This window comes from Polaromonas sp. P4_F6 (genome assembly GCF_056401275.1).
In genome coordinates, this window is the sequence record NZ_JBFUJQ010000002.1 from 100,349 (window position 1) to 127,103 (window position 26,755).

Consider the following 26,755-nt stretch of genomic DNA (forward strand, 5'->3'; position numbering starts at 1 on the left):
ATCGAAACCACCGCATGTATTTGATCCCCATCCCCGCCTTCAATGACAACTACCTCTGGTTGTTGCATGACGGCAAGCGCGCCCTGGTCGTGGACCCGGGAGATGCCGGGCCGGTGCAGCGCGCCCTGGATGAGCACGCATTGCAACTGGAGTCGATTCTAGTCACGCACCACCATGCGGACCACACGGGCGGTGTGGACGCCCTGCGCGAAGCAACCGGCGCCCAGGTCTGGGGCCCGGCCACCGAGCGCATTCCACAGCCTTATACGCACCTCAAGGGCGGTGACACCGCGCGCGCCCTCGGCCTTGAATTCCAGGTGATGGACGTGCCGGGCCACACCGCCGGCCACATCGCTTATTACGCACCCGAGGTGAACGGCAAGCCTTTGCTGTTCTGCGGCGACACGCTGTTCTCGGGCGGCTGCGGACGTTTGTTTGAAGGCACGCCGGCGCAGATGCTGGCCTCGCTCGACAAGCTCGCCGCCCTGCCCGGCAACACCGTGGTCTGCTGCACCCATGAATACACGCTGTCCAACCTGCGCTTTGCCATGGCCGTGGAGCCCGGCAACGCGGAACTGGCGGCCTACCAGGCCAAATGCATCCACCTGCGCGAGCAAGGCGTGCCCACCCTGCCGAGCTCTATCGCGCAGGAATTGCTGGTTAACCCCTTTTTGCGAACCCGGCAAGCCACTATCATGCAGGCTGCCCGGCACTTTGATGCGTCGGCCCATGACGACACCACCGTATTTGCCGCCATCCGGCAGTGGAAAAACCAATTCAAATGACGCCACACCCCCGCACCACTGCAGTCGCCGCTGTTTCGAGCTTTTCCGGCCCTTCGAATTCTTTCTCTTCCCCACTTTTTCGCCTTGTGTCGCTGGCCCTGCTGCTGGCGGCGGCGCTGCTCGCGGGCTGCGCCACGCGGGCGCCCGGCCTGCCCAGCGACCCGGTGCTGACCACCGGCGGCGCGCCGGCCGCCAAGCCGCTGCTGCCCAGCGGCCCGCTGCAGGCCATTACACCCGGCCAGGCCGGCTCGCGCCAGATCGCTTCGACCGAGCCGCCCAAGGAGCTTTGGGACCGCATACGCCGCGGCTTTGCCATGCCCGACCTGCAAAACGAGCTGGTGACCGACCGCGAGCAGTGGTATGCCAGCCGGCCCGACTACATCCAGCGCATGACCGAGCGCTCCAGCAAATACCTGTTCCACATTGTTGAGGAACTCGAGCGCCGCCAGATGCCCACCGAGCTGGCCCTGCTGCCTTTCATCGAAAGCGCCTTCAACCCGCAGGCCGTCTCCAGCGCCAAGGCCGCCGGCATGTGGCAGTTCATGCCGGCCACCGGCAAGTATTTCGACCTGAAGCAAAACGCCTTCCGCGACGACCGCCGCGACGTGCTGGCTTCCACCCGCGCCGCGCTCGACTATCTGCAAAAACTCTACGGCATGTTCGGCGACTGGCACCTGGCGCTGGCCGCCTACAACTGGGGCGAAGGCAGCGTGGCCCGCGCCATCGCCAAAAACCAGCGGGCCGGCCTGGGTACCAGCTACGCCGACCTCAACATGCCGGCCGAAACCCGGCTCTATGTGCCCAAGCTGCAGGCCGTCAAGAACATCGTCGCCAACCCGCAGGCCTTTCGCACCGAGCTGCCGCTGATCGAAAACCATCCCTACTTCCAGCAGGTGCTGATCACGCGCGACATCGATGTGGCCCTGGCCGCGCGCCTGGCCGACGTCAAGATCGAGGACTTCAAGGCGCTCAACCCCTCGGCGCACCGCCCCGTCATCATCGCCGCCGGCACGCCGCAAATCCTGCTGCCCTGGGACAACGCCACGGTGTTCCAGCGCAACTTCGAGGCCTACAGCCAGGGCCAGTACGCAAGCTGGACGGCCTGGACCGCGCCCAGCACCATGAGCCCGGGCGAGGCGGCGCGCCGCACCGGCATGAGCGAGACCGACCTGCGCGGCGTCAACAACATACCGCCGCGCATGCTGATCAAGGCCGGCTCCACCCTGCTGGTGCCGCGTTCGGCCAAGGTCGAGACCGACGTCACCCCGCATGTGGCCGACACCGCCCAGGTGTCCTTCGCGCCCGAAGTCGTCACGCGCCGCACCACCGTGAAAGCCCGCAAGGGCGAATCGGTGGCGACCATCGCCAAGCGCTACGGCCTGAGCGCCGCCAATGTGGCCGAGTGGAACCACGTCAGCGCCTCCAGCGCCTTCAAGCTGGGCCACCCGGTGGTGGTCTTCCTGCCGGTCAAAAGCCATGCCGCCTCGGCCAGCCACGGCCGCGGAAAGGCCGGCGTGAAGGCCGTCAAGCGCGGCACGGCCAAGCCTGTCGTGAAATCGAAAAAGCGCTAAGGCGGCGCTTTCACGCCCCGGGCGGCTACAGCTTGAGCGTGCCCACGCCGAACAGGCCCACCAGGCCGATGACGATCAGGTAGATGGCCACGATGTAGTTGAGCAGGCGCGGGATGATCAGGATCAGGATGCCGGCGATCAGGGACATCAGCGGCCCTATGCTGAGCGAGAGGTTCATGGCGTTTTCCTTGGAGTTTTGGATGCCGGCCTGCCCGCCTGCCCTCACGCGGCGGCGAGGGCATGGAACGGGGCAAGCCCGGTTTTGACTCTAAGGAGGTGCGCCGCCGGGCGCTGTAGGACGGCAGGAAGTTTGCGGTACAGGGGAAAACGCCAGGGTTTTCCGTCAGAGCTTTTCCGTCTCGCCGCTGCGCGGCTGCCACTTCATAAGGCGTTTTTCGAGCCGGCCCACAATGCCGTCCAGCACCAGCGCAAAGGCCGTCAGCACCACAATGCCGGCGAACACGGTGTTGACGTCAAAGGTGCCCTCGGCCTGCAAGATCAGGTAGCCCACGCCGCGCGCCGAGCCCAGGTATTCACCCACCACCGCGCCCACAAAAGCCAGGCCCACCGAGGTGTGCAGGCTGGAGAACACCCAGCTGGTGGCGCTGGGCAGGTACACGGTGCGCAGCAGCTGGCGCTGGTTGGCGCCCAGCATGCGGGCATTGGCCAGCACCACCGGGCTGACCTCCTTCACGCCCTGGTAGACATTGAAGAACACAATAAAAAACACCAGCGTGACGGCCAGCGCCACCTTGCTCCAGATGCCCAGGCCCAGCCACAGTGAGAAGATGGGCGCAAGAATCACGCGCGGCATGGAGTTGGCGGCCTTGATGTAAGGGTCCAGGATGGCGCTGGCCGTGGGCGCGAGCGCCAGCCACAGGCCGCAGGCCAGGCCCAGCACCGTGCCTATGCCAAAGGCCAGCACCGTCTCCAGCAAGGTGGTGCCCAGGTGCAAATAGATGTCGGCATTGCCGGACAGTCCTTCGGGAAACAGCGCGCTGGGGCCAAAGCCGAAAGGCATGAACCAGCTCCAGACCCGGCCCGCCACCTTGATCGGTTCGCCCAGGAAAAACGCGGTCTTCTGGTTGCGCGAAGCGGCGTGCCAGACCAGCAGGATGACGACCAGCAAACCCACTTGCCAGGCGCGCAGGTTTTTTTCGGAAGGTTTGAAATGCCGCCACATACTCAGGCGGCCTTCTTCAATTGCTGCGCATAACCCTTGAGCACCTCATCGCGCAGCACATTCCAGATCTGTGTGTGCAGCTCGACAAAACGCGGGTGATGGCGCACCTCGGCCACGTCGCGCGGGCGCGGCAGGTCGATGGTGAATTCACCGATGGGATGGGTGCCCGGGCCGGCCGAGAGCACGACCACGCGGTCGCTCATGGCAATGGCCTCGTCGAGGTCGTGGGTGATAAAAAGCACGGCCTTCTTTTTGGCGGCCCAGAGCGCCAGCACTTCGTTTTCCATGAGCTGGCGCGTCTGGATGTCCAGCGCGCTAAAGGGCTCGTCCATCAGGATGATGTCCGGGTCCAGCGCCAGCACCTGGGCCAGCGCGGTGCGCTTGCGCATGCCGCCCGAGAGCTGGTGCGGATAGCGGTCGCCGAACTCGGCCAGGCCCACGCGCTCCAGCCAGCCCTGCGCCTGGCGGCGCGCTTCGGCTTCGGGTACACCGCGGTACTGCAAGCCCATCATCACATTGGCCAGCGCGCTGCGCCAGGGCATCAGGGCCTCGGTCTGGAACATATAACCGGCGCGGGTGTTGATGCCGGCCAGCGGCGCGCCAAAGACTTTGACCTCGCCCGACGAGGCCTGCAGCAGGCCCGCGCCTATATTGAGCAGCGTGGACTTGCCGCAGCCCGTGGGCCCCACGACAGAGACGAACTCGCCCGCGTTGATGCGCAAGGTGGTGTTGCTGACGGCGGTGTAGCGCTGGGCCGCGTCGTCGCGTGAGCGGAAAGTGCAGCTGATGTCGATCAGCTCGAGGGCGCAGGCGGTGGCGGATTCAGGCATGGCGGGAGCTTACAGCAAGCCATCCGCGCGAGGCAGGCAGCGATGAAGGAATCGGAGAACAAACGAACGCAGCGACGGCACCTCTATCTTCTCCAGCCGGGGCCGCGGGACTGGCTTTGCCAGACCGCAGGCGCAGCGGCCCCCTCGGGGGGCAGCGCATTACACGCAGCCGAAGGCGAAGTGAAAAGCGTGGGGGCTCATATCTAGGCCTTGAAGCGATCCTTCGCGCGGCGCGCAAACTCGTTGGTGTAGGTCTTGGCGATATCTATCTTGTCGGCCCTGATGCTGGGGTCGAAGCTGGCCAGGGCCTTGAGCGCGGTGCGCGCGCCGTCGTCGGGAATGATGCCGTCCAGCGAGATCGACTCGCGCACCTTGTTGAAGGACGCCAGGTAGAGCGCGCGGTCGCCCAGCAAATAACTTTCGGGCACGGTCTTGATAATGTCGCCGGGGCCGGCGGTCTGCAGCCACTTGAGGCCGTGCACGATGGCATTGGCCATGGCCTGGCAGGTGTTGGGATGCTTTTGCACAAACTCCAGCGGCGCGTAGAGGCAGCCCGCCGGCATGGAGCCGCCGAACACCTCCGTCGTGCCCTTGAGGGTGCGCGTGTCGCTGATGATCTTGACCTCGCCTTTTTGCTCCAGCATGGTCATCACCGGGTCGGTATTGCTCATGGCGTCGATCTGGCCCGAGCGCAACGCGGTCAGCGCGCCGGCTGCCGTGCCCACGCCGATATAACTCACGTCGCTGGGCTTGAGCCCGGCGCGCGAGAGCACCAGGTTGGCCATCATATTGGTCGACGAGCCCGGCGCCGACACGCCGATTCTTTTGCCCTTGAGGTCGGCCAGCGACTTGTAGTTGGGCAGGTTCTTGGTCGAGATGCCGAAGGCGATCTGCGGCGCCCTGCCCTGCAGCACAAAGGCCTGGAACATCTGGTTCTTGGCCTGCAGGTTGATGGTGTGCTCAAACGCGCCCGAGCACACGTCGGCCGAGCCGCCGACCACGGCCTGCAGCGCGCGCGCGCCGCCCGCGAAATCGCTGATCTCGATGTCCAGGCCCTCGGCCTTGAAGTAGCCCAGCTGTTCGGAAATCGTGAGCGGCAGGTAATAAAACGCGGCCTTGCCGCCGACGGCAATCGCGATCTTGCTTTTTTCGAGTTTGGGCTGGGCGCGCAGCGACGGGATGGCCAGCGTCGCCACGGCCAGCGCGGCGCCGCCGGCAAAGCCGCGGCGGGAAATCAGGGGTGGGCGGTTCATGCAAAGCCTCTTTTCTTGTGGATGGCACAAGCTTATCGAGACGTAAAAAAGCCCGCATCGGGGACATCCCGTGCGGGTTTTTACCAAAAATCAGGCGTTGCGGTTACCAAAGGTTACCGCGCGTAGCGCAGATGCTTCAGCGGTAAGCCGAAAGCAGGATCAGGATGTTGACAAACAGCGCGACGGCCCAGACCGCCGAGCGCGCCTTGGCCAGGTCGGCCACGTACATCATGATGTAGGCGATGCGCAGGAAGACGAACAGCAGCGCCATGATGTCCAGCCGCGTCTGCGCGGCCTGCAGCATGTGCGCGATGATCACGGCCGCGAAAAAAAACGGCAGCGCCTCAAAGGTGTTCTGCTGCGCCGCGTTGGCGCGGCCGCGCCAGTCGGTCTGCTTGGCCAGCCAGCCGCGCGGGTTGTGGTTGTCAAAGCCGCCGTCGCGCCGGGGCGTGCTCATCATGCCGTACTTGGCGATTGCCGCGCAGGCAATCGGCAACAGCGCCGCGATCAGCACACACCAGTAGGCAATGGTGAAACGTGCGTATGTCATGTGGGTTTTCCTTCCGTATGTTGTTGTGTTGTCGCGGGCGCCCCTCAGCGCCTGTCCACCAGTGCATGGGCAATCGTGCCCAGGTCCACGTATTCCAGTTCGCTGCCCACCGGCACGCCGCGCGCCAGGCGCGTCACCTGCACGCCGCGGCTTTTAAGCGCCTGGGCAATCACATGCGCCGTGGCCTCGCCCTCGGCCGTGAAGTTGGTCGCCAGGATCACCTCCTGCACCTCGCGTGAGGCCGGCGGCAGCGCCTCGCCGCGCTCGTCCTTGGGCACCACGCGGTCGAACAGCTTTTGCAGGCCTATGTCATTCGGGCCAATGCCGTCCAGCGGGCTCAGCTTGCCCATCAGCACAAAGTACAGGCCCTTGTAGGCCAGCGTGCGCTCCAGCGCCGCCTGGTCGGCCGGGGTCTCCACCACGCAGAGCTTGCTGCGGTCGCGCTGCGGGTTCGCGCAGGTGCTGCAAAGCGCCTGCTCGGTCAGCGTGTTGCACAGGCTGCAGTGCCGCACGCTGCCCACCGCATGCTCCAGCGCGCGCGCGATCTGCAAGGCGCCGGGCTTGTCGTGCTGCAGCAGGTGAAAAGCCATGCGCGCGGCCGACTTGGCGCCCACGCCCGGCAGCTTGCGCAGCGCCTGGGTCAGGCCTTCAAGGGCATTGGAGTCAGCCATTCAGGGCAGCAGCCCTTAAAACGGCAGTTTCATGCCGGGTGGCAGGCCGGCGGTCAGCTTGCCCATTTTTTCCTGGCTGACTTCTTCGGCCTTGCGCACGGCGGCGTTAAAGGCCGCGGCCACCAGGTCTTCCAGCATGTCCTTGTCCTCGGCCAGCAGGCTGGGGTCGATCTCGATGCGCTTGACGTCGTGCTTGCAGGTCATGGTGACCTTCACCAGGCCGGAACCGGCCTCGGCCGTCACTTCCACAAAAGCCAGTTCGTCCTGGGCTTTCTTGATGTTGTCCTGCATGGCCTGCGCCTGCTTCATGAGGCCTGCGAGTTGTCCTTTGTTAAACATGGGATCTTCCTTTTGAATCGTGAAATCGGGGAATGTCGGGAGTTGGAATGCGTGCTTACAAGCTGTCTTTGATCATATCGATTTAGCCGCCAGCGGCCGTATGCTGCCGGGGACAATTTTCGCCCCCCAGTCGCGCATCATGTCCTGCACCAGCGGGTCGTTCTGGATCATTTCTTCGGCCGCGCGCTGGCGCTCGGCGGCCGCGGCGCCATTGCGGCGCGCCGGGGTGTCGGTGACCGGGCCGACCTCCACCACGAGCTTGAGGGCCGGGTCGCCCACATGGGTTTGCAGCGCGGCCTGCAGCTTTTCGCGCGCGGCCGCCTGGTTCAGCGATTCGCGCTCCACGCGCAGCGTCCACAGGCTGCCGTCCTGGCTGCGCAGCTCCGACTGCAGGCCCAGCTCGCGCGTCAGCGCCGCCACGGCCTCGGCCGCGACCAGCTGGTTGACCGTCTGGCCCCAGGCTTCACCCAGCGGCACGGGGACCAGCGGCGGGGGCGTGGTGGAAGGCGCGCTGGCCGGCGGGCGCGGCTGTGGCGGCGCAGCCTGCATAGGCGCAGGCTCGGGCATGGCCGGGGCACTGGCGCTGAAATGGGGTGCGGGCTGGGCGCGCTCGGCTTGCGCGGCGGGCGCAGGAGGCGCCACAGGCGGCCTTCTTTCGACAGCCGGTGCTGCCGGCGCTACAGGCGCAGCGACGGCAGCCATAGGCATAGTAGTCGGGGCCGGCGCGGGCGCAGCGGCCCGCGTCAGCTCAGGCTGAGGCTTTTTTCCGGGCTCGGCGGCACCCCCCGCATGGCTGGGAGCGGCCGAAGCCGAGGGCTTGAAGGCCAGCAGGCGCAGCAGCACCATGGTCAGGCCCGCGTATTCGTCGGGCGCCAGGCCCAGCTCGCCGCGGCCGTGCAGGCACAGGCTGTAAAGCAGCTGGGTCTCGTCGGCCGGCAGCACGCGCGCCAGCCGCGCCGTCTCGGCAACGTCCGGGTCGGCATCGTCGCCGCCCTCCCCCATCTCCGGCACGGCCTGCAGCACCGCCATGCGCTGCAGCACCGTCGTCATTTCTTCGAGCGTGGAGGCCGCGCTCAGGCCGTTAAGCCGCAGCGCCTCCGAGGTTTCCACCACCGTCTTGCCGTCGCCGCGCGCCAGCGCGTCCAGCAGGCGGTACACATAGCTGCGGTCCACGCTGCCCAGCATGGTGCGCACGCTGGCTTCCTCGAGCGAACCCGAGCCGAAGGCAATCGCCTGGTCGGTCAGCGACAGTGCGTCGCGCATGGAGCCGCGCGCCGCGCGCGCCAACAGGCGCAGGGCCTGCGGCTCGGCCGGCACGTTTTCCACGCCCAGCACCTGGGTCAAATGTTCGAGCACCGTCTCGGGCGCCATGGGCCGCAGGTTGAACTGCAGGCAGCGCGACAGCACCGTGGCCGGCACTTTCTGCGGGTCGGTCGTGGCCAGCACAAACTTCAGGTATTCCGGCGGCTCCTCCAGCGTCTTGAGCATGGCGTTGAAGGCCGTGTTCGTGAGCATGTGAACTTCGTCGATCATGAAGACCTTGAAGCGGCCCACCACGGGTTTGTAAACCGCCTGCTCGAGCAGCTGCGCGATTTCATCGACACCGCGGTTGGAGGCGGCATCCAGCTCGGTGTAGTCGACAAAACGACCGCTGTCGATGTCGGTGCAGGCCTGGCACACGCCGCAGGGCGTGGCCGTGATGCCGCCCTGCCCGTCCGGGCCCAGGCAGTTCAGCGACTTGGCCAGGATGCGCGAGATCGTCGTCTTGCCCACGCCCCGCGTGCCGGTAAACAGGTAAGCATGGTGCAAACGCTGGGTCGCCAGCGCATTGCCCAAAGCCTGCACCACATGCGACTGCCCCACCATTTCAGAGAAATTTTTGGGGCGGTATTTGCGGGCGAGAACGAGATAGGACATATCCAGGCATTCTAAATTGCCCACGGCAGTGTTTCGGGGGCATTTGCCGGACTATGTTCCCCAGGACACAAGGGTCATTCCCAAGTCCCTTACAATCGGAGGTGACGGGCCTTCCCGCATGGTAAAGCGGCCAACCGGGTCAGGTGGGGAACCAAGCAGCCCTAACTGTGGAGCCAGTGCCGGGGTCAAGGCTCGTCACCTTATTCATCTCAAATCCGCGATTCTTGCGGGTTTTTAACCTAATGCGGACTACCTACGTAGCTCCGTATTGCGGGCAACTCATCAATTTGGTCGTATGTGCCAGCTAATAGCGCCGGCGCGGCAGTCGGTTCAGGATCTGCCAAATGGCGTAATCTCAGGCAATGGAGATAAAGACGCCTGAAACCATCACCATTTCTCTGGGACAAACCGGGACCGCACCATTTGTCGCATATGGGGATGAGAGTCAGCATTTTGATGTTCTTGCTTACGCCTACGTCATTGCGCCACGTGAAAATTTACCGGCTCTTGAAGCCGCGGTAATCGCGCTCAAAGACAAATTTAATATTCCAAGAGAAAAAGAACTGCATTGCAGGTTTCTTTGCTCTCCAACAGGGCGAAAGAAAGGTGGCTTTGACTTTCTTGACAAAGAACTAGTGGAGTCCTTGTTGTACGAGGCATTCGAATTAATGGCTCATAACCAAGTCGCGATCCGCTTCGCGATTACAGACTACCGGCAACATAAAGACCAGTATGGTGAGCAGATTGTCTTGACCGATGGAAATGGGCAACAGACACCTCACAAAATTCATAGGCTAGCCTCCGGTGGCATTGATCCCAAAGCGATTTTGGGAAGTTTGTCTTCTCATGTGTGGGCAATAAGCATGACCGGGCAATCTTCGCCTTCAGCGAAAGATTGCGACATCTTTGTTTCAGCGGAGCATTCGCTAGTCAAGTTCATCGGAAGTAAGGCACGCAAAGCGCACGATCACTATTCGATGTTCATCGGAATCAATGCCCCGCCAGGACACATTTTTAGAATAGAGCCAAAGGTGACCACATATGCGGAGAGTTTTATGGTGCAACTTGCTGACATAGTTGCGTTTACCTGTAGCCATTCGGGTACGACCTTGCCGCAGAATGCCTTTTACCGTGGCCTGTTGCGCATCTACTCAAATGCAAGATGCTTACCGTACGACCTGCAGTATGACCCGTCGCTCGCGCATGACTAGGAATAATGCGCCGCATCCTTAAGAGGCGTTTCGTCGTCTAGCTGTTGCAACAGTCTCCACCCGCGTAGTCGGAAAGTCACACAATCATCAAGGAACACACATGAGTGACCCAGCATCCGAGAGTGCCAAAGCAGCGCAGGAAATAGCAAAAACATCTGCAAAGGTCATTGATGCTGCAAGGGAAGCTGGCGGTTTCATCGCCAAGTTCATTCAAGGCCCGTTAGAACAAGCAGCGGGCATCTGGACCGACAAGCTCAAATACGTCAGATGGGAGCAGCAAGTAGACCTGATGAGTCGAGCCAATGCCAAGATGGCTGAGGTGGGCCTCGACAATCCCTCCCGACCACTTCCGCTAAAGCTTGCCATCCCAATCCTCCAAGAGGGATCGATGGAGGATGAAGAGTTCTTGCGTGACCGATGGGCGAACTTGCTTGTGAACGCCGCTAACGGTAGCAGCGGCATAAAGGTCCAGCCGATGTTCGTGAGCATGTTGAAAGACATGACCAGTCTTGACATCCAGAATCTCATCGCGATTTTCGCAGTCCCTATACCTGCCGACGCGATACACGCGTATGTGTGGCCTGGAGACCTGCCGTCCTCCGCTCGTGTGATGGACACCGCTGTTGACAAGGCCGACGCCGCCGTCAATTCCATGAGTGAGGAGGTGATTTTGTCGCTTGCAAATCTGATGCGCCTTGGTTGCATCACGACTGGTCTGGCATATTCAGGCGGTCGCCTTGACGTGGGCTGCCTTGTTACCTTGCCGCTTGGACGTGCGTTCATAGATGCCTGCACGCTTCAAGGCAAGCGATCTGACGCGAAGTCCGGCGAATCATAGTTGTAATGCTGGCACGACAGTATCCCGCACCCTCATCACTGTCTGCCTACTCGTCTTCATATCTCAGGCAACTGCGGCAACGGCGTCACCCGCTTCCAGGCGAGCAATTGATAATTGGCACAAAACAAAGGGAGACGCTATGTCAGGAGCTCTGGGCCGCCGTTATGAACGACTTATGTTGTTGACCGCGCCAATGACGTTCGCAACAGGACTATTGCTGTTCGTTGCGTTAGCGTTAAACAATCAACAAGAAATGGTGCGTGCAAACTGCCTTAACGAAGGTGCTTATGCCCTTGAGAAGAGTGCTGATGTGAAAGCAAAATGGGAGGGAGCTAGGCCTGTCAGCAACAATTACGCGTGGGGAATTTACTACAAGATAGCGCTTTCCGCCGCCCTGATGGACGTGCCTAGAATCCCAAGCGGCGTATCAGAGCAGAACTGCAAAAAATACTTGGAAGGACTTGTCGAAACACGTTTCAGGGCCTCACCAGCAGAAATAATAGCGAAGCTCCGACAGGAGGCAAGGGGGGCCATAGATGCTCCTTTTGAGTTCTATGGAGTGGAGTTGCCAGAGAAGGCATCTGTGGGACTGCTAGGTACCACCATTAAGTTCAGGTGGTCGCAGCTATCTTTGCTTCTAGTTGCCGTGCTGGGTCCCCTAATGATGCTTTGGTATGCAAGCATCTACCAGACTCGCTATCGAGAAACACAGTTAATTGCAAGAGCTAAAAGCATCTGGGAGGTCTTTCCGCATAGCGTAAACAACTATCCAGTTATCGAGGTTCCCACGTTCAGGAAAAAAACGTTCGGAGCAAGATACATCCCTATATCCAATGCTGTTTTCGCATTTATTTACCGCAGCATGGTGGTATCAATGTGCACAGCCCCTCCCTCAGCAGCGTATCTTCTCAGTCTCTATTACTTAGGAAGTACTGAAAACTACAGCTTTGTGCTTTACGGAACAATTGGAATTCTTGTGGGCTTCTTCTCCCTAGGTCCTGTGTTCCTCGAGTTAATGCCCTGGCACTTTATGAAGTCCTTTCCCGCCAGGATGAAGTACGGGCAGTGACAGCTTCCCGGTATTCCTCGGTACGCAACACTAACAATGTGGCCGGGACACCTTAATGAGGCAGCGAAGTATCTGTATGTGCCTAAGGGGGCCTTGGAAGGGCCAAGGGGGAGCATTGCGCCGTTCAGCATCGAGGGAGTGCTGACAAATTCTTCCTAAAAAACTTCGGTCGCGGACTATGAAAAGGGGATGAGAAGATGGCGAAGATCAATTTTGTTGCAAAAGATGGCACGCGCTATTCATTCGTAAACGTAGTACAAGTTTTGGAGTTTGTGACTTCTGAACTTGCTGCGTGGAGTTGGCTTGTTCGTTTCGAGGGTCATGGGCTGGTCAGCCCTTACATGAATGGCGTCATCCATCCATTAAGAAATGCCCAGACTCAGCTTTCACAAGCCCCGCCTGACCTTGAGTCGGCGAAAAGTAATCTTCAGCTCTACCTAGACTTCACCCCTCAAGCCCACTCTAAGACAGCCTTGCGCGGGTGGATTCAGAAATTCTCGGAGGCTCATCCAATCCGAGCCGCGTATGCGTTGGCGTACCTTGTGCAAGATGCTGGTTTCATTCCAACCTTTCCGGACACCTTCGGCGGACAGTCTGATTGGGTCATAGGCATTGGGGAGGCAATGGCTTTTCAGAACAGCTGGAAACCCGGCGAACGGGCCTCTGTTGCAAGTGAGCAAGCTACGCAATCTTCTAAGGATGCCGCCGCCGCCCTAGCTGAGGCGCGGGATGCGCAAGTCGAGATCAATGACCTGGCGGAAGACATTAAGAAAATTGAAGAGATTCGAGAGGTCGAGCGTAAAGCGTCCGACACCGAATTAATTAGGAAAACGGAAGACCTAGTGAAGGAAATGGAAGCGAAGTTCAGTGAAAAATCTGAGGCCTTGGATAAAGAATGGACTCGTTTCACTGCAGAGTTCACGTCCCAACTCGCACTCAAAGCACCAGCCGGCTACTGGAAAGCAAAACATCGTAGTCACACGAAATGGGTATTGTGGCTTGGCATTGCACTTTCCATTAGTGCCGCGAGTGGTGCATGGGTCCTGCACGAGATGGCTTGGGAAATATTCGGTCCGTTACGGTTTAATCAAATCCCAAGCTGGTTCCAGGTCATCACTTTCTCTCTAGCCACGCTGGTTTACGTACTGATCCTGCGATCAACCCTACGCATCATGATGAGCCATATTCATTTGTCGCTCGATAGCGCTGAACGTCAAACGATGATTGTTTCTTACCTTGCGCTGGTTAGACGTGGCGGAATCAAGGAAGAATCGTTGGACAAAATCCTTAATTCAATCTTCCGACCTACCGGCGATGGGATAGTGAAGGACGAGGGCATCCCCCTTTCCGCTCTTGCAGAGTTGTTCAAGAGGAACTGACGAGGCCACTTAGATAGGCCTGAAGGGCTCCCATGCGATTCGTTTAGACCTCTTGCGCGTAGGACGCTCATGACCAAAGTTCTGGGCTTCATCCACTCCCAGCAAACTCCGTTCGGGAACAAGTCCATCCAAGCATGCGAGTAGCTTACTTACCGAGCGTTGCCCATCATTGGTTAGAAGCACCGCTTTGGTCCGGTCATCTTTTTCGAAGCCAGCGACTAGTAATGCTGGCACTCTGAGGTTTGCCACTCGCAAGGCCTTGTCGTGTCGCGATGTCGAGGCCGAAGGAGCCCCAGAAGACTCCGCGAGTTGGGTCACGCTGAGCCCTAGCTGAATCGCCACACGAAGCAAAGTTACCGCTCGCGCCGCTGCCAGAAACCGTTGGGTAAAGGCGCCATGCCAATGCTTTCATAAAACCCAACCGATTCCGGAACAGAACTGAGGATCAGGCTCACATTCGGTCCTAAGTGCTTGCGTGTTGCCTGAATCAAGCCAGCGCCTATGCCCTTGCCTTGTGCCTGACGGCTTACCGCCAGATCAGAGAGGTAACAACAAAACGCAAAGTCAGTGACCGACCTGGCAATGCCCACCAGAACGCCGTCTGTTCTGGCTGTCACCACCAGGTTGGCATTCCTGAGCATGGCCTGAAGTCGCTCGGGCTCATCCACGGGCCTGCGCACCCCCAGCCCCGACTCCGTCAGCAGCACGCGAAACTCTTCAACAGAAACCGTTGTTTCAACGGCGTAAATCGGAAGGCTTGATGTCACTACGTTGTTCCCTGGGTAAACAAGAAATTTTATGTTGAAGATAAGTGATCCAACTTATCCAAACATACTTCAACGCGTGAGCGTCTTTCAGAGGGTAACGCACATGCAAGCCAGCGCAGCAAAAGGACTAGATGACGAAAAGACTGGGGTTTTTCTGAGGCCTCTTGGGGCCTTATCCGCTACAGCTGCTGCTCGACGTGGCGCATCAGCCCCTCGCAAGCATCCTCCACCAGGTCCAGCACATGCTCAAAGCCGTCCTTGCCGCCATAGTAGGGATCGGGCACGACCGGGCTGTCATGCTTTAAACAAAACTCCGTGAGCCTGCGCACTTTATGGAGATGCGCAGCGGGACATTCGTCCTGGACCAAAGCCAGGTTGTCCCAGTCCATGGCCAGAATCAAGTCGTGGCGCTCAAAATCCGCCTCCGCTATCTGCCGGGCTCTGAGGCCTGAGAGGTCATAACCCCGCTTCGATGCATGGGCCTGGGAGCGTTCGTCGGGCGGGTTGCCGGGATGGTAGTTGTGGGTGCCGACCGAGTCGACCTGCACTTTTTCGCCAAGGCCACGCGCCATGACTTTGTGCAGAAACACACCATGGGCCGTAGGGCTGCGGCAGATATTGCCCATGCAGACAAAGAGGACGGAATAAGGTTTCATGTGAGGGGTGTGGGCCGAAAACTGCCCCGCGAGGCCGGCCCTGCGGCTAATCTACCAGAGCGGTTTCAGGTTTTCCGCCCTGCCCCGCGTTCACCCGAGCCGCCGGGCCTGCCGAAAGGGCCATAGCCACAGCCACCCCATGCGTATACAGTCCACTGAACAGAGGACAACAATGCCATGCTGATGACCTGCATAGGGGGCCCGCTTCACGGGCTGCAAGTGGGACTTGCCGACGACGCCCGGGTGTATGAGGTGCAGGACGGCAAGCCGCGTGCGCGTTATTTGCGGCAGGTGCCGTCGCAGCACTACGACCCGCAAACAGGCAACGCGGGCTCCACGGCCTTCTTTGCGCTAAGTTCACTGAGCGGGATGGAGGTGACGAACCTGATCATCACCCACCTGGAAGGCTTTCGGCCCCGGGTTTTGCCGGTCGCGTCAAAGCCCGTCTGACGCACCCGCGCCCACACCCGGCAAGAAAGATCCATCGAGCGCGGCCGGCCGGCTGGCCTGCATCCCCGGCACCACGGCCGCAGGGTGGTCGCGCTCGGCGCGTTCCTGCATCAGCGCCAGGTGCAGCTGGTGCAAGGCGTCCACGCACTCCAGCACGATGGACTGGACCATTTCCGCGGCCTCGCCGGCCTGCGACCTTTGCGGGGCCGCGAGCTTTTCACCGACGCTGAGCATGAGCCTGACCATGACGGCGCGAAACAGCAAATCCCAGTCGGTGATTGCGATGTCCAGCGGGTAGTCGGGCAGGAGCGCCTCAAACTGCCGCGCGCGGCGCGAAGCGAGAAGGGCATCGTGGCCGCGCTCGCCGTCGCCTGCGGCCCAGTCGCGCAGGACGTCCAGCACAGCGGCGCTGGCACCGGGCACCTCACGCCGGGACTCCGTCAGGAACCTGGTTGAATTCAGCATGGCCAAGGCCGAGCGTGCCAGCAGCTTGGGGTTGGGGGCGGGTGAGGAAGCAAGTCGGATCATGACAAACCTCGCGAAACAGGGCTGCCGCATGGCGCTGCGGCAAGGGGCGGGTGATGCGATGCGACCCGGCCCGGTTGGATTGGGCTGGGCGATCACCTTTGTCCTTTGTAGGAGGTCTAAACCTGCCCGTCGGTGCGCTGCCGCACATGTGGCGCAAAGGTTTTGAAGGCCGCGGCGGAAAGTGGCCTTTCCCAGTACAGGCGTCAGTGCAGCAGCTGGGCGTAAGTCTGGCGGTCCGTCGCGTAGCAGCTGCAGGTCGCGGCTTCCAGGCCGGGGCGGTCCAGCACCGTCACATCGCCGCGGTGGTATTCGATGAGGCCGCCGCGCTGCAAGGTATTGGCGGCAGCCGTGATGCCGACCCGGCGCATGCCCAGCATATAGGCCAGGAATTCGTGCGTCACGTGGAAGTGGTCGGAATGCGCGCGGTCCTGGCTCATCAGCAGCCAGCGGGCCAGGCGCTCGGTGGTCTGGTGAAAGCGCAGGCAGGCGGCCGAAGCGGCCTGCTGCGCCATCAGCACATAGAGATAACGGTTCATGCCGCGCTGCAGCGGCAGGCTGCGTGCCAGCTGGAGCCGGAAGGCCGGTGTGCCGATTCGCCAGGATGCCCCGGCCCCCTGCACCACCGCATGCAGCGGCGCGGTGACGACGCCCAGTGCGAGTTGCGCGCCCAGCATGCCTTCGCGGCCCACCATGCCGACTTCCACACCGGGGCTGCCTTCGACCAGGGCCACCAGCGAGATAAAGCTGTCGACGGGGAAGTAGACGTGGCGCGTGGGTTTGCCGGGCTCACAGAGCACCTCGGCCAGCACGAGTTCTACCGGCTCGCAGACGGCCAGCAGGCGCAGGCGGTCCTTGCGGGGAAGGAGCTCAATGAGGTGGTTTTCGACAGGGGCCAAAATGGCTCTCCAGTTAAGAACCTGTTCACGGCCTAAACGGCGCCGCGCAAGCACCTTCTCGGGATGGGATGCAAGGCGCGGTGCGCCAGCCCATAGCATCGCTATGGGCCAGCGCCGCAACGCCGCAGACCGCCCGAGAAGGCGCTTGCCCTCCGGGTTGGGGTGAAATCGGGCGATTGAGCCACCCAGGCCCTTGCATGGGCATTAGCCCATGCGGCGTTCCCGGCCGGCCCACTCATCCCGATTGCACCCTAACGCGGCTCCGTTTAGGCCGTGAACAGGTTCTAGGACATCCCGGATGTGCCGGGCCAATGACAAGGCCGCGCTACTGTCGTCAGTTCAATTCGGTTCCCCAGTATGCACGATGCACCGCACATCGCACCGTGTGCCAGCGAACACAGCCCGCAAGCAGGCCAGCTAGGCCGCGGGCAGCAGCCGGTCGTATTCCTTCTTGACCACGGCATAACATTCGCAGGTGCGTTGCTCCAGGCCCGGGCGGTCCAGCACGGTGATACGGCCGCGCGAATAGCGGATCAGCCCGAGGTTTTGCAGCTTGAGCGCGCCTTCGGTGACGCCCTCGCGGCGCACGCCCAGCATGTTGGCGATGAGCTCCTGCGTCATGACGAGTTCATTGCCCTGCAGGCGGTCAAGGCTCAGCAGCAGCCAGCGGCACAGCTGCTGGTCCAGCGAATGGTGGCGGTTGCACACGGCGGTTTGCGCCATCTGCGTGATCAAGGCCTGGGTGTAGCGCAGCAGCAGGTGCAGCACCGGCGCGCGTTTGAATTCTTCCTTGATGGCATCGGCCTTGAGGCGAAAGCCCTGGCCGGCGCTTTGCACCACGGCGCGGCTGGGGGTGGATTCGCCGCCCATGAAGAGCGAGATGCCGACCACGCCTTCATGGCCGACCACCGCGATCTCGGCCGAGGCGCCGTTTTCCATCACATAGAGCAGGGAGACGATGGCCGTGGTCGGAAAGTACACATGGTCCAGGGTGCTGCCCGATTCGTAGAGCACCTGGCCGAGCGGCATGTCGACCCACTCCAGTTGCGGCGCCCAGCGCTGCCACTCTGCATCCGGCAAGGCGGCCAGCAGCTCGTTCTTTTTGGGGTCGGGGGAAAGGCTGATTGCGAACTCCGGGCGGATCTGGCTTCGAGTCGGCCTCTGACAGAGGTCTCGCACCGTTTTCGGAGTATAGGCAATAAAGGACCCCCGGTATGTACGCTAGCGCACAAACGGAGGAAAACCGGCTCCGGGCTCCCGGGAGGTATCCCGGCCTACCTGGCGGCCTCTTCAATCGCCTCTGTCGTCTGCAGCGCATGCTGCGCAATCTGCGCCGATGCCAGGGCCAGCGAGGCCAGCGCATAGGTGCCGCTGATGATGCCCTTGTAGGCCACTTCCGCCCCAATAGCGTCCTGGCCCAGGCCTTCGGTGGCGGCGATGATGCAGGCCTCGACGCTGTCCAGTCCGGCGTCGCCAAACAGGTCTTCGCCTTCGTAGCTCACGCGGTATTCAAACTCGTCCTGCATCATGGGTTCGATGTGGAAACGGACAATCATGGCTTCTCCTTTTTCATCAGCTTTTTGATGACAAGCCGAAGTGTGCAAGAACGCCCTGCCCCGCTACGCGGCCGCTGGCAAAACAGGCGGTCAGCAGATAGCCACCAGTGGGCGCTTCCCAGTCCAGCATCTCGCCGGCGCAGAACACGGGCTGGCCTGGGCCTTTGAGGTTTTGCAATTGCAGTTGCAGGTTCATGGCTTCGAACATCACGCCGCCCGCGGTGCTGATGGCTTCGTCAATCGGCCGGGTGGCGGTCACGCGCACCGGCAAGGCCTTGATGCCGGCAGCCAGGCGCACCGGATCGGCAATCGCGTCCTTGCCCAGCAGTTCATACAGCATGGCGGCCTTGATGCCGTCCAGGTTGAGGCGGCTTTTCAGGTGGCTGGAGAGCGAGCGCGAGCCGCGCGGGTGGCGCACCTCGACCAGCACCTGTTCGGCGGATTTGTCCGGCAGCAGGTCCAGCATAAAGGTGGCGCTGCCGTGGGCGGCGATCTCGTCGCGCAGCAAATTGGAGGCGGCATACACCAGGCTGCCTTCGACACCGGTGGCGGTGGCGATGAATTCGCCCTTGCGGCTGAAGCTGCGGCCGCGCGAGTCGGTGAAATGGATGGCGACCGACTTGAAGGGCTGGCCGGCGAAGCGGCTGGCGAAATGTTCGGTCCAGCCGGTGTGGGGCCGCGGGCTTTTGCCTATCAGCTCCTGCAAAAATTCGCGGCGGGTTTCGCCGGCATCGGCGACAGCCTCCTGCAGTTGCGCGGGGCTGTCGGGCCGGGCCGCGACCTCAAAGCCGCAGTTGGAAGGCAGCAGCGGCGCAATCGCCACGCCGCGCGCGGCCAGCAGCGGCACCCAGGCGCCGTCGGAGCCCAGCCGCGCCCAGCTGCCGCCGCCCAGCGCCAGCACCACGGCATCGGCCTGTACCAGCACTTCGCCGGTGGGCGTTGCGAATTTCAGTGCGCCGTCTTCGGCCCAGCCCAGCCAGCGGTGCCGCATGGAAAACTTGACGCCGGCCTGGCGCAGGCGCTGCAGCCAGGCGCGCAGCAGCGGCGCGGCCTTCATGTCCTTGGGAAACACGCGGCCCGAGCTGCCGACAAAGGTTTCCACGCCCAGGGCTTCGGCCCAGGCGCGCAGCTCGGTAGGGCCGAAGGCGGCCAGCAACGGCTGCAATTGCGCGGCGCGCTCGCCGTAACGGCCCACAAAGGCCTGCGGCGCTTCGGAATGCGTGAGGTTGAGCCCGCCTATGCCGGCCAGCAAAAACTTGCGGCCCACCGAGGGCATGGCGTCATAGACCTCGACCCTCAGGGCCGCGCCGGCGCCGGCCAGCACCTCGGCGGCCATCAGGCCGGCGGGCCCGCCGCCTATGACGGCCACACGCAATGCGGCGGCCGGGGTGGAGTCAAGAGAGGATGCGCCAGATGTCAAGGAGGTTCCGCATGCAGCGGCCACAGGTTAAACAGGAAAATCGGAAGGTTCGCGGTCGCGAACACAAAGCGCCTCAAACGGGCGCGGCTCGGCGGAACAGGATGGCCTGATTATTACAGGGAGAGGCCGCTGGGATAGCGACCGGCCACCGGTCCTTACATGGGCGGCGCAAAACCATTGCGCCCGACGATCACGCGCAGCGCGGTCGGCTTGCCGCCCTGCTCCTGGGCGGTGATCATCACTTTGGCGCCGGGCACCAGCAGCGCGTTTTCATCGGCCTTGCCGGGCTTGAAGGACACCACGGGAGCATCGGGCGGCACGATGACGGTTTTTTCGCCGTCTTTGTACTTCAGCGTGAGCTTCTGCCCGCCGGGCACCGATGTGGGCGCGGCGGCCAGGTCGGCCACGGTGGCATTGGTCATGGTGCTTTCGGGCCGCAGGTCCCAGGGGCGGTGGCCTTCGCCGGTGCCGCGCGCGGCTTCGGGGAACACCACGACTTCGAGCGCCAGCTGGCTGCCGTCGGCCTGCGGCATGGCGGCCGTGCCTATATAGCTGCCGGGCTTGATGTCGGCCAGCGCGAGCGGAAAGACTTCCGAGACGTCCATCGCGGCGGGCCGCGCCAGCGTGATGACTTCGCCGCTGCGCTCCCTGACGGTGAGGCTGGTGGCATCGACTTTTTCAATTGTGGCGCGCAGGCGCACAGTGGGATTGGCCGGCGCCGGGCTTTGCGCCAGCGCCAGCGGCAAGGTGGCCGCCAGGGCCAGGGAGGCGAGGAATTGCTTGAGCATGGGAATCCTTTCGGCAGGCATGGAGTGGAAGGAGTAGGAATAGGAATAGGAATAGGCGCCGGACAGGCCCGGTGTGATCAGTCAACCAGGACCACAGTTCCCTGCCCCGTCAGAAAAGCCGCCTTGACCGGCGCGCCCGGGTAGATGCGCTGCACCGCCGCGCGGTAAGCCTGCAGCTGCACGACCAGCGCGGGCTGGCGCTGCGGGGCGCTGGCCGATTTGTAGTCCAGCACCCACCAGTGGCCTTCGTGGCCGGCGTCCTTGCGCTGCACCAGGCGGTCCAGCCGCAGCGCCTGGCCGGCGTAGACCAGGTCGACTTCATTGCCCTGCCAGGCCAGTACCTCGGGCCGCCAGGCCCAGCTGCCCTCGCCGGCCAGGATGCGGCCGGCCAGTGCGGCCGACTGCGCGGCCTGGGCCGGGCTCAGGCGGAACTCGCGCGCCGCGGCCGCCACTTGTTCGGGCAACAGGGCGCCACCCCATTCAAGCAAACGGTGCATGGCCTTACCTATGCGGGCCTTGAGGGAGTCTTCATCGAGGCTCTCCACGGCGGGCGGCTGGAGCATCAGGGCCTGGGGCAGCTCGGGCAATTCGGGCAGGTAGAACACGCCGGCATCCGCCGCGTCCGGGCGCCGGCCCGCCGTTTCATCGGCCACGGGCGCGGGCAGTTCGCCCAGCAGGCCCTGCAGGCGCTGCCACCAGCTTTCGGTGGTCACGCGGTGCGGCTCAATCGAAGAGATGACCAGCGTGTGGCGCGCGCGCGTGAGCGCCACATAAAGCGCATTGAGCTCTTCGCGCTTGCGGGCGGCCTGCTCGACGGCCAGGGTGTCGGCGGCGCAGGCCGGAGGCCGGCTTTCGCTGACCAGGAAGACAAACTTGCGCGGCTCGGTGGCCTCGCCGGGCCAATCGACCAGCACACCCATGCTGTCGGCATTGCGCTCGACGGTGTCGGTGTCCAGCAGCAGCACGGCCTCGGCCTCCAGGCCCTTGGCGCCGTGAATCGTCAGCAGGCGCACGGCTTCGCCGCTGACAGTGGCCGGCGCCTGCGTGCCGCCGGCCTTGAGGGCGCGCACAAAACCATAAGGCGTGGCGTAGCGGCCGCCGTCCAGCTCCAGCGAGACGCCCAGCAACGCGCGCAAATTGGCCAGCACCGCGCCGCGCTGGGCCGTGGGCGCCGCGGCGCCAAAACGCGCCAGCACGTCGCCGTCGTCGTAAATGCCTTGCAACGCGTCGTGCGGCGGCAGGCTGTCGAGCCAGCTTTTCCAGCGCGCCAGCGTTGCGCCCAGGCCTTGCAGTTCGGGCGCCAGCAGTTCTTCTTTCTGCAGCAGCTCGTACCAGGGCTTGCCGTGTTCGCGCTGCAGCAAAGCCAGATGCACCAGGCCGTCATCGGACAGACCGAACAGCGGCGAGCGCAGCGCGCGCGCCAGCGACAAGTCATGCTGCGGCGACACCAGCACGTCGAGCAGCGCCACCATGTCCAGCACCTCGCAGCAGTCAATCAGCTCGGTTTTTTCGCCAACCTGGGCGGGAATGTGCAGGGCGCGCAGCTCGTCCTGCAGCGGCAGCAGGCCGGCGCGCTTGCGCGAAAGCACCATGACGTCCTGGGGCCGCAGCCCGCCGGCGATCTGCTGGGATATCCAGGCGGCGGCCTGGCGGGCTTCGCGCGTGCGCAGGGTTTCCTCGGGCAGTTCGCGCGGCGTGGTCAGGCTGTCGCGCCAGCCGGCGGCCAGCGGCGAAGCCTCTTCCTCGTCCTTGTTGCGCGGGATGGGTGGCAAGCGGCCCACGGCACCGGCCAGGCCGGAGGCGGTGGTGTGCTCGCGAAAACCGTCGTACGCGTCGGCTTCGCGCGCCGTCACCATGGCAGCATTGACGGTGTCTATCACGGCCTCGGCATTGCGGCGCGTGTGGTCGCAGCTGAGCAGATCGCCGCCCAGGCCGTGCACCACAAAAGCCTGCGCGGCGCGAAAGACCTGCGGCTCGGCGCGGCGGAAGCGGTAAATGCTTTGTTTCGGGTCGCCCACCAGGAACACGCTGGGCGCCGTGCCCGCGCCCGAATAACCGATCAGCCACGAATACAAGGCCTGCCACTGCAGCGGGTTGGTGTCCTGGAACTCGTCGATCATCAGGTGGCGTATGCGCGCGTCCAGGCGCTCCTGCACCCAGCCCGAGAGCACGGGGTCGGCCAGCATCAGCAGCGCGGCGCGCTCGACGTCGTTCATGTCGACCCAGCCGCGTTCGCGCTTGAGGGCGGTGAACTGGGCGATCAGCACGCGGCTCAGGCGCGCCATGCGCTGCTGGTGCTGCCAGGCGTCGTGCTGCTGGCGCGCCGCCATCACACGCAGCACCAGGTCCTGGGCGATGCGCACCTGTTCGATGCCGATGATTTTTTCGCCGAACTTGCGCGGCGTGCCTTTTTCGGTCAGCAGGGCCGCGATGGCCGCCGGGAAGTCGCCGGCCGTCAGCGCCTGTTCGAGCTCCACGCCCTTGGCCGAAAAAGTCGGCGCGCTGGCGCGGCCCAGGGCCATGGCGGCGTCCCTCAGGGTCTGCCGGTGGAAGCGATTCGTGCTGAGAAGTTCTTCCGGTTCATCCAGCCCGCCGAATTCGGTGAACTGCGCCGCGAAGGGCTGGACCGAGGCAGCGATCACGCCTTTTTCGTCGGCCAGCGTGAATTCGGTGCGCTTGTCGAGCGCAGCCTGCAAGGCCTTGTCGGTCTGGAAGCGGCCGTGGGTGAGCACCACGGCCTCGAAGTCGGCCTTGAGCGCGGCGTCAAGCGCGACCGCCGCGTAAAAACGCCGCCAGACCAAAGCGCGCGCGGGCGCGTCGTCTTCAAGCAGCTCGTAGTTGACGGGCAGCTCCAGCCGCTGCAGCACCGCGACCGGCGCGCTGCGCAGCAAGGCCGCGAACCAGCTGTGGAAGGTGCGTATCTGCACGGATCGCCCGCTGGCCAGGATGGAACGGTAGAGATTGGACAGCTGCTCGCGCAGCTGCTGCGCGGCCTGCCGGCCCTTGGCGCCGGCCAGGTCCAGCTGTACACCGCGCATGTCCAGCTCGCGCTGCAGCGTGGCATCGTCGGCATGGGCAAAGGCCTTGAGCCAGTCGTCCAGGCGCTCGCGCATTTCGCCGGCGGCTTTTTTGGTGAAGGTGATGGCCAGGATTTCATGCGGCAAGACCTGCTGGCCGGGCGCGGCCGTGGCGCCGTCCAGCAGGGCGCGCACAATGCGCGAGACCAGCATCCAGGTCTTGCCGGCGCCGGCGCAGGCCTCGACCGCGACGCTGCGCCGCGGGTCGCAGGCAATCGCATAAAAGGCCTCGGCCGAAACCGGCTCGCCGTTGCATTCGTAGGCGGCGGTGTGGGCGACCAGCGTATTGGGCGGTGAGGTCATGCGCCCTCCTCCCCGGCCGTGGCGTCCTCGTCCAGACTCCAGAAGTCCTTGCGGCATAAACCACGCGCCGCGCAGTAATCGCAGGCTTTGCCTTCGCCCAGCGCCGGCAGCGCCGCGCCGCGCGCGATGCGGGCCATGTCGGTGAGGATGCTGTCTATCAGTTCGTCGCGCAGGCCGACGATCTCGGGTTGTTCGTAAGTTTTGGTCGGCTCTTTTTCACCGAGGTTGACATAGGCCGCGGCCAGGGTGTCATCGCTCATGAGCGCGGCGTAGAACGCCAGCTGGGTGTCTTCCTGGCCGCCCTTGATGCGTTCGGCCGTGGTGGCGCGCGGCTCGGTCTTGTAGTCGATCAGCAGCGCATGGCCATCGGCCTGGCGGTCTATGCGGTCCAGCTTGCCGAGCAAGGTCAGTTCGCCCAGCGGCATTTCGCGCCAGACCTCGGCTTCGTCAAAGCGGGCCCCCGTGGCTTCGTGTTCGGACAGCCAGGCCAGGTAGCCTTCGCGCACGCCGGGCCAGGCAGCGGCAAAGGGCAGGAATTCACTTTCAGTGAGCGCCAGTTCCTGGGCGGCGCGGTCGGCGGCCGTGTCCATCATGGTGGCGCGGACGGCCGGGTCGTCGGTAGGCTGCGCTTTCAGTGCTTCATGGAAATGCCGCAGCAGGCCGTGCAGCCAATTGCCGAAGTCGCGCTTGCCGAGTTCGCTTTCAAGCTCCTCGGGCTCCTGCAGCTTGAGCTGGCGCAACGCGAAGAAACGATAAGGGCAGCGGCGCAGGTCTTCATAGGCGCTGGCCGACAGGCGTGTGAGGGGCAAGGCCTCGCCGGTCGGGAAGGGGTGCGGTGTGGGCTGGATGTCCACGGCGCGCAGGCTGCGCGGATCGGCGGCGGCTTGCGTTTCTTGGAGGGCGTCGTCCTGCGCCAGCAGCAGTTCCTGCACAAAACCGCTGGGGATCAGGTGTTCGCCGGCTTCGCTGCTGCGCCACAGCACGTCGACCCGGGGCGCCTGCAGGGCGTAATGCCAGGCCTGGCGAGCCGCGGCGGCCAGGGTCTCGCGCGAGGGCAGGCCCAGCAGTTCGCGCTGGGCGGGCGTCCAGGGGCCGGCGGGCTCGGGCGAGACCGGCAGGCGGATCTCGTCGCAGCCGGGCAGCACCACGGCGCGCATGGGCCGGCCCAGCAGCTGCGGCAACGGCAGGATCACAACCTGCTCGGCCGCCGGGTGCGGCGGCGCGAACTTGCCGCCTTCGAGTGCCTGGTTGGCCCATTGGGTGAAATCATGCAGGCGCATGACCGGCGAGGCCTGGAATTCAATCTCGGCGCCCTCGTACAGGCGCAGCACCTCGAGCACGGCCTGGCCGGCTTCGTCTTCGGCCAGCGCGTCCCACTGGCCGGCCGCCTGCAGCGCGGCACGCAGGTCGCGCAGCCACACGGCCAGCGGGCGGGCACGGGCCAGGGGCGCGCGCAACGCATTGGCCTGCAGGGCCAGAGGCTGGGTGGCCATAAAGGCCGGCGGCACGACGTCTTCGGCGGCAAATTCCGGCAGGTCGCGCCAGGCGCGCACGCCGACGCGGCGCAGCTCGGTTTCGGCGGCGGTCACCAGCATGGGCTCAAAGGCGGGCGCGTTCTTGAGCCAGTCGAGCACGGCGTCGGTGGAGGCATCCCAGGGCAAGGCGCGCAGCAGGCTCATGAGGCCGGCGGCGGCGCGTGTGGTGGACAGCTTCCAGCCGGTTTCGTCGCGCATGGCGATGCCGCGCTCGGCCAGCATGGCGCCCACGCGGCGTGTCAGCTGGCGGTCCTGCGCGATCAGCGCGACCGGGCTGCGGCCTTGCGCCAGGTGGGCCAGCACGCAGGCGGCGGCGCGGCCGGCTTCGTCCTCGGCGTCCTGGGCGGCATGCAGCGCGGGCGGCGGGCCGGCTTGCAGGGGGATGCACAAGGGGATGGACAGGGACAGCTCGCCGAAATGGGCCTTGAGCGCCTCGGTCAGCGGGTCGGCCTGGAAGCCTTCGAGCATGGCGAACAGCAGGGGCCGGGCCTGGAACAGGCGGTCGGTTGGATAGGCCGAGGCCGCGGCCCAGGCCAGCGCGATGCGGCCCACGGCGGCTTCGAGCGCCAGCACCGGGGAATCCAGGCCCGCGCCCAGGGTCTGGGCCAGCCCTTCGCTCCAGGCGCGGCGACGTGCCGGCATGACGGCGGCGGCCACGCCGGCCAGGCTCCAGGCGGCCTCAACCAGGCGGCCGGCCAGCGCGTCCTGCTGGCTGCCCAGCCCGGCGCGCTCCAGCAGCGAGGCGGCGGTGAGCATGTCGACGGCCACATCCATGCGCAAATCGTCACCCGAGGGCGTGAACAGGCCCAGCGTGCCACCCAGGCCGCCGGCCCAGTTCATGGTGGTTTCAAAACGCGGCACAAAAAAGGTGTCGCCGGCCTGCGCGGCCCAGGCCTGGCGCGCCTGCTGGATCAGCTGGGCATAGGGCAGCAGCACGACGCATTCGGCCGGGTGCACGCCGCGCGCCTCGATGGCCGCGGCCAGCGCGGCCATGGCCTGGCGCCAGCACCGCGCATCAGGCGGGGCGGCGGTGTCGGCAAGGTCGGCGATGGAAGCTGGTGGCATGAATAGGGTTTGCGACGGGCGACAGGGGGCAACTTGGGACGGGCCGCGGACGGATTGAGCGGATGGCTATCAGGGTGATAGCCCCTGCCCGCCCGACCCAGCCACTTGCTTTCTGCCA

25 protein-coding genes and 1 other RNA gene are annotated in these 26,755 nt (G+C 63.9%); 8 read left to right on the forward strand and 18 right to left on the reverse strand.

What is annotated here, in order from left to right; genetic code table 11:
* Positions 1-14: 14 nt before the first annotated feature.
* Positions 15-785 carry a hydroxyacylglutathione hydrolase gene (gene gloB / locus AC1DUN_RS06350; protein ID WP_477713226.1) on the forward strand — a complete coding sequence of 257 codons (771 nt, stop codon included), beginning with the start codon at positions 15-17 and terminating at the stop codon, positions 783-785.
* Entirely contained in the window at positions 782-2,356 is a 1,575-nt protein-coding gene (locus tag AC1DUN_RS06355; RefSeq protein ID WP_477713227.1) for a transglycosylase SLT domain-containing protein, read from the forward strand. Before gloB ends, AC1DUN_RS06355 begins: the two co-directional genes overlap by 4 nt.
* Before the next feature lie 25 nt (positions 2,357-2,381).
* Here AC1DUN_RS06355 and AC1DUN_RS06360 read toward each other — a convergent pair whose 3' ends face one another.
* The 8 genes from AC1DUN_RS06360 to dnaX all read right to left on the reverse strand — a co-directional run bounded on the left by AC1DUN_RS06360 (position 2,382) and on the right by dnaX (position 9,099).
* Positions 2,382-2,534 (reverse strand): DUF3096 domain-containing protein, encoded by a 153-nt coding sequence (locus AC1DUN_RS06360; RefSeq protein WP_007871478.1) that lies wholly within the window; start codon positions 2,532-2,534, stop codon positions 2,382-2,384.
* 165 nt (positions 2,535-2,699) lie between these two features.
* Entirely contained in the window at positions 2,700-3,539 is an 840-nt protein-coding gene (locus AC1DUN_RS06365) for an ABC transporter permease (protein ID WP_477713228.1), read from the reverse strand.
* 2 nt (positions 3,540-3,541) lie between these two features.
* The gene (locus tag AC1DUN_RS06370; protein WP_477713229.1) at positions 3,542-4,369 is read right to left on the reverse strand and encodes an ABC transporter ATP-binding protein; all 828 of its coding nucleotides are present in this window, start codon (positions 4,367-4,369) and stop codon (positions 3,542-3,544) included.
* A gap of 203 nt (positions 4,370-4,572) precedes the next feature.
* Entirely contained in the window at positions 4,573-5,622 is a 1,050-nt protein-coding gene (locus AC1DUN_RS06375) for an ABC transporter substrate-binding protein (protein WP_477713230.1), read from the reverse strand.
* A 136-nt stretch (positions 5,623-5,758) separates the two neighbouring features.
* A complete protein-coding gene (locus AC1DUN_RS06380) occupies positions 5,759-6,172 on the reverse strand; it encodes an MAPEG family protein (RefSeq protein ID WP_477713231.1) in 414 nt (137 codons plus the stop codon).
* 44 nt (positions 6,173-6,216) lie between these two features.
* Positions 6,217-6,843, reverse strand: a complete 627-nt coding sequence (gene recR / locus AC1DUN_RS06385) for a recombination mediator RecR (protein ID WP_477713232.1) — start codon at positions 6,841-6,843, stop codon at positions 6,217-6,219.
* A gap of 15 nt (positions 6,844-6,858) precedes the next feature.
* A complete protein-coding gene (locus AC1DUN_RS06390) occupies positions 6,859-7,182 on the reverse strand; it encodes a YbaB/EbfC family nucleoid-associated protein (RefSeq protein ID WP_477713233.1) in 324 nt (107 codons plus the stop codon).
* Positions 7,183-7,254: 72 nt separating this feature from the next.
* Entirely contained in the window at positions 7,255-9,099 is a 1,845-nt protein-coding gene (gene dnaX / locus AC1DUN_RS06395; protein ID WP_477713234.1) for a DNA polymerase III subunit gamma/tau, read from the reverse strand.
* A gap of 103 nt (positions 9,100-9,202) precedes the next feature.
* Here dnaX and ffs point away from each other — a divergent pair.
* From ffs to AC1DUN_RS06420, 5 genes are all read left to right on the forward strand, one after another.
* Positions 9,203-9,299, forward strand: an RNA gene (gene ffs / locus AC1DUN_RS06400) — signal recognition particle sRNA small type.
* Between the two features lie 162 nt (positions 9,300-9,461).
* Complete coding sequence (locus tag AC1DUN_RS06405; RefSeq protein ID WP_477713235.1) at positions 9,462-10,310, forward strand: DUF3800 domain-containing protein; 849 nt, start codon at positions 9,462-9,464, stop codon at positions 10,308-10,310.
* Between the two features lie 100 nt (positions 10,311-10,410).
* Positions 10,411-11,148: an Abi-alpha family protein gene (locus AC1DUN_RS06410; protein ID WP_477713236.1), complete on the forward strand. Its 738-nt coding sequence runs from the start codon at positions 10,411-10,413 to the stop codon at positions 11,146-11,148.
* A gap of 139 nt (positions 11,149-11,287) precedes the next feature.
* Positions 11,288-12,217, forward strand: a complete 930-nt coding sequence (locus AC1DUN_RS06415; RefSeq protein WP_477713237.1) for a hypothetical protein — start codon at positions 11,288-11,290, stop codon at positions 12,215-12,217.
* A gap of 197 nt (positions 12,218-12,414) precedes the next feature.
* Positions 12,415-13,596, forward strand: a complete 1,182-nt coding sequence (locus tag AC1DUN_RS06420; protein WP_477713238.1) for a DUF6161 domain-containing protein — start codon at positions 12,415-12,417, stop codon at positions 13,594-13,596.
* A 353-nt stretch (positions 13,597-13,949) separates the two neighbouring features.
* On the opposite strand, the gene AC1DUN_RS06425 is transcribed toward AC1DUN_RS06420, so the two are convergent.
* Positions 13,950-14,363: a GNAT family N-acetyltransferase gene (locus AC1DUN_RS06425; protein WP_477713239.1), complete on the reverse strand. Its 414-nt coding sequence runs from the start codon at positions 14,361-14,363 to the stop codon at positions 13,950-13,952.
* Positions 14,364-14,542: 179 nt separating this feature from the next.
* Complete coding sequence (locus AC1DUN_RS06430) at positions 14,543-15,019, reverse strand: low molecular weight protein-tyrosine-phosphatase (RefSeq protein WP_477713240.1); 477 nt, start codon at positions 15,017-15,019, stop codon at positions 14,543-14,545.
* 177 nt (positions 15,020-15,196) lie between these two features.
* Here AC1DUN_RS06430 and AC1DUN_RS06435 point away from each other — a divergent pair, with 177 nt between their 5' ends.
* The gene (locus AC1DUN_RS06435; RefSeq protein ID WP_477713241.1) at positions 15,197-15,469 is read left to right on the forward strand and encodes a hypothetical protein; all 273 of its coding nucleotides are present in this window, start codon (positions 15,197-15,199) and stop codon (positions 15,467-15,469) included.
* On the opposite strand, the gene AC1DUN_RS06440 is transcribed toward AC1DUN_RS06435, so the two are convergent.
* From AC1DUN_RS06440 to AC1DUN_RS06475, 8 genes are all read right to left on the reverse strand, one after another.
* Complete coding sequence (locus tag AC1DUN_RS06440) at positions 15,455-15,997, reverse strand: hypothetical protein (protein WP_477713242.1); 543 nt, start codon at positions 15,995-15,997, stop codon at positions 15,455-15,457. The two genes, AC1DUN_RS06435 and AC1DUN_RS06440, sit on opposite strands and share 15 nt — an antisense overlap.
* 203 nt (positions 15,998-16,200) lie before the next feature.
* Positions 16,201-16,893, reverse strand: a complete 693-nt coding sequence (locus AC1DUN_RS06445; protein WP_477713243.1) for a Crp/Fnr family transcriptional regulator — start codon at positions 16,891-16,893, stop codon at positions 16,201-16,203.
* A gap of 417 nt (positions 16,894-17,310) precedes the next feature.
* Positions 17,311-18,018 (reverse strand): Crp/Fnr family transcriptional regulator, encoded by a 708-nt coding sequence (locus tag AC1DUN_RS06450; protein ID WP_477713715.1) that lies wholly within the window; start codon positions 18,016-18,018, stop codon positions 17,311-17,313.
* A gap of 149 nt (positions 18,019-18,167) precedes the next feature.
* Entirely contained in the window at positions 18,168-18,449 is a 282-nt protein-coding gene (locus AC1DUN_RS06455; RefSeq protein WP_477713244.1) for a hypothetical protein, read from the reverse strand.
* A gap of 16 nt (positions 18,450-18,465) precedes the next feature.
* Positions 18,466-19,869 carry a TIGR03862 family flavoprotein gene (locus tag AC1DUN_RS06460; protein WP_477713245.1) on the reverse strand — a complete coding sequence of 468 codons (1,404 nt, stop codon included), beginning with the start codon at positions 19,867-19,869 and terminating at the stop codon, positions 18,466-18,468.
* Positions 19,870-20,024: 155 nt separating this feature from the next.
* A complete protein-coding gene (locus AC1DUN_RS06465) occupies positions 20,025-20,657 on the reverse strand; it encodes a hypothetical protein (RefSeq protein ID WP_477713246.1) in 633 nt (210 codons plus the stop codon).
* A 77-nt stretch (positions 20,658-20,734) separates the two neighbouring features.
* Positions 20,735-24,037 carry a UvrD-helicase domain-containing protein gene (locus AC1DUN_RS06470; protein WP_477713247.1) on the reverse strand — a complete coding sequence of 1,101 codons (3,303 nt, stop codon included), beginning with the start codon at positions 24,035-24,037 and terminating at the stop codon, positions 20,735-20,737.
* Positions 24,034-26,637: a PD-(D/E)XK nuclease family protein gene (locus AC1DUN_RS06475; RefSeq protein WP_477713248.1), complete on the reverse strand. Its 2,604-nt coding sequence runs from the start codon at positions 26,635-26,637 to the stop codon at positions 24,034-24,036. Before AC1DUN_RS06475 ends, AC1DUN_RS06470 begins: the two co-directional genes overlap by 4 nt.
* Positions 26,638-26,755: the final 118 nt, after the last annotated feature.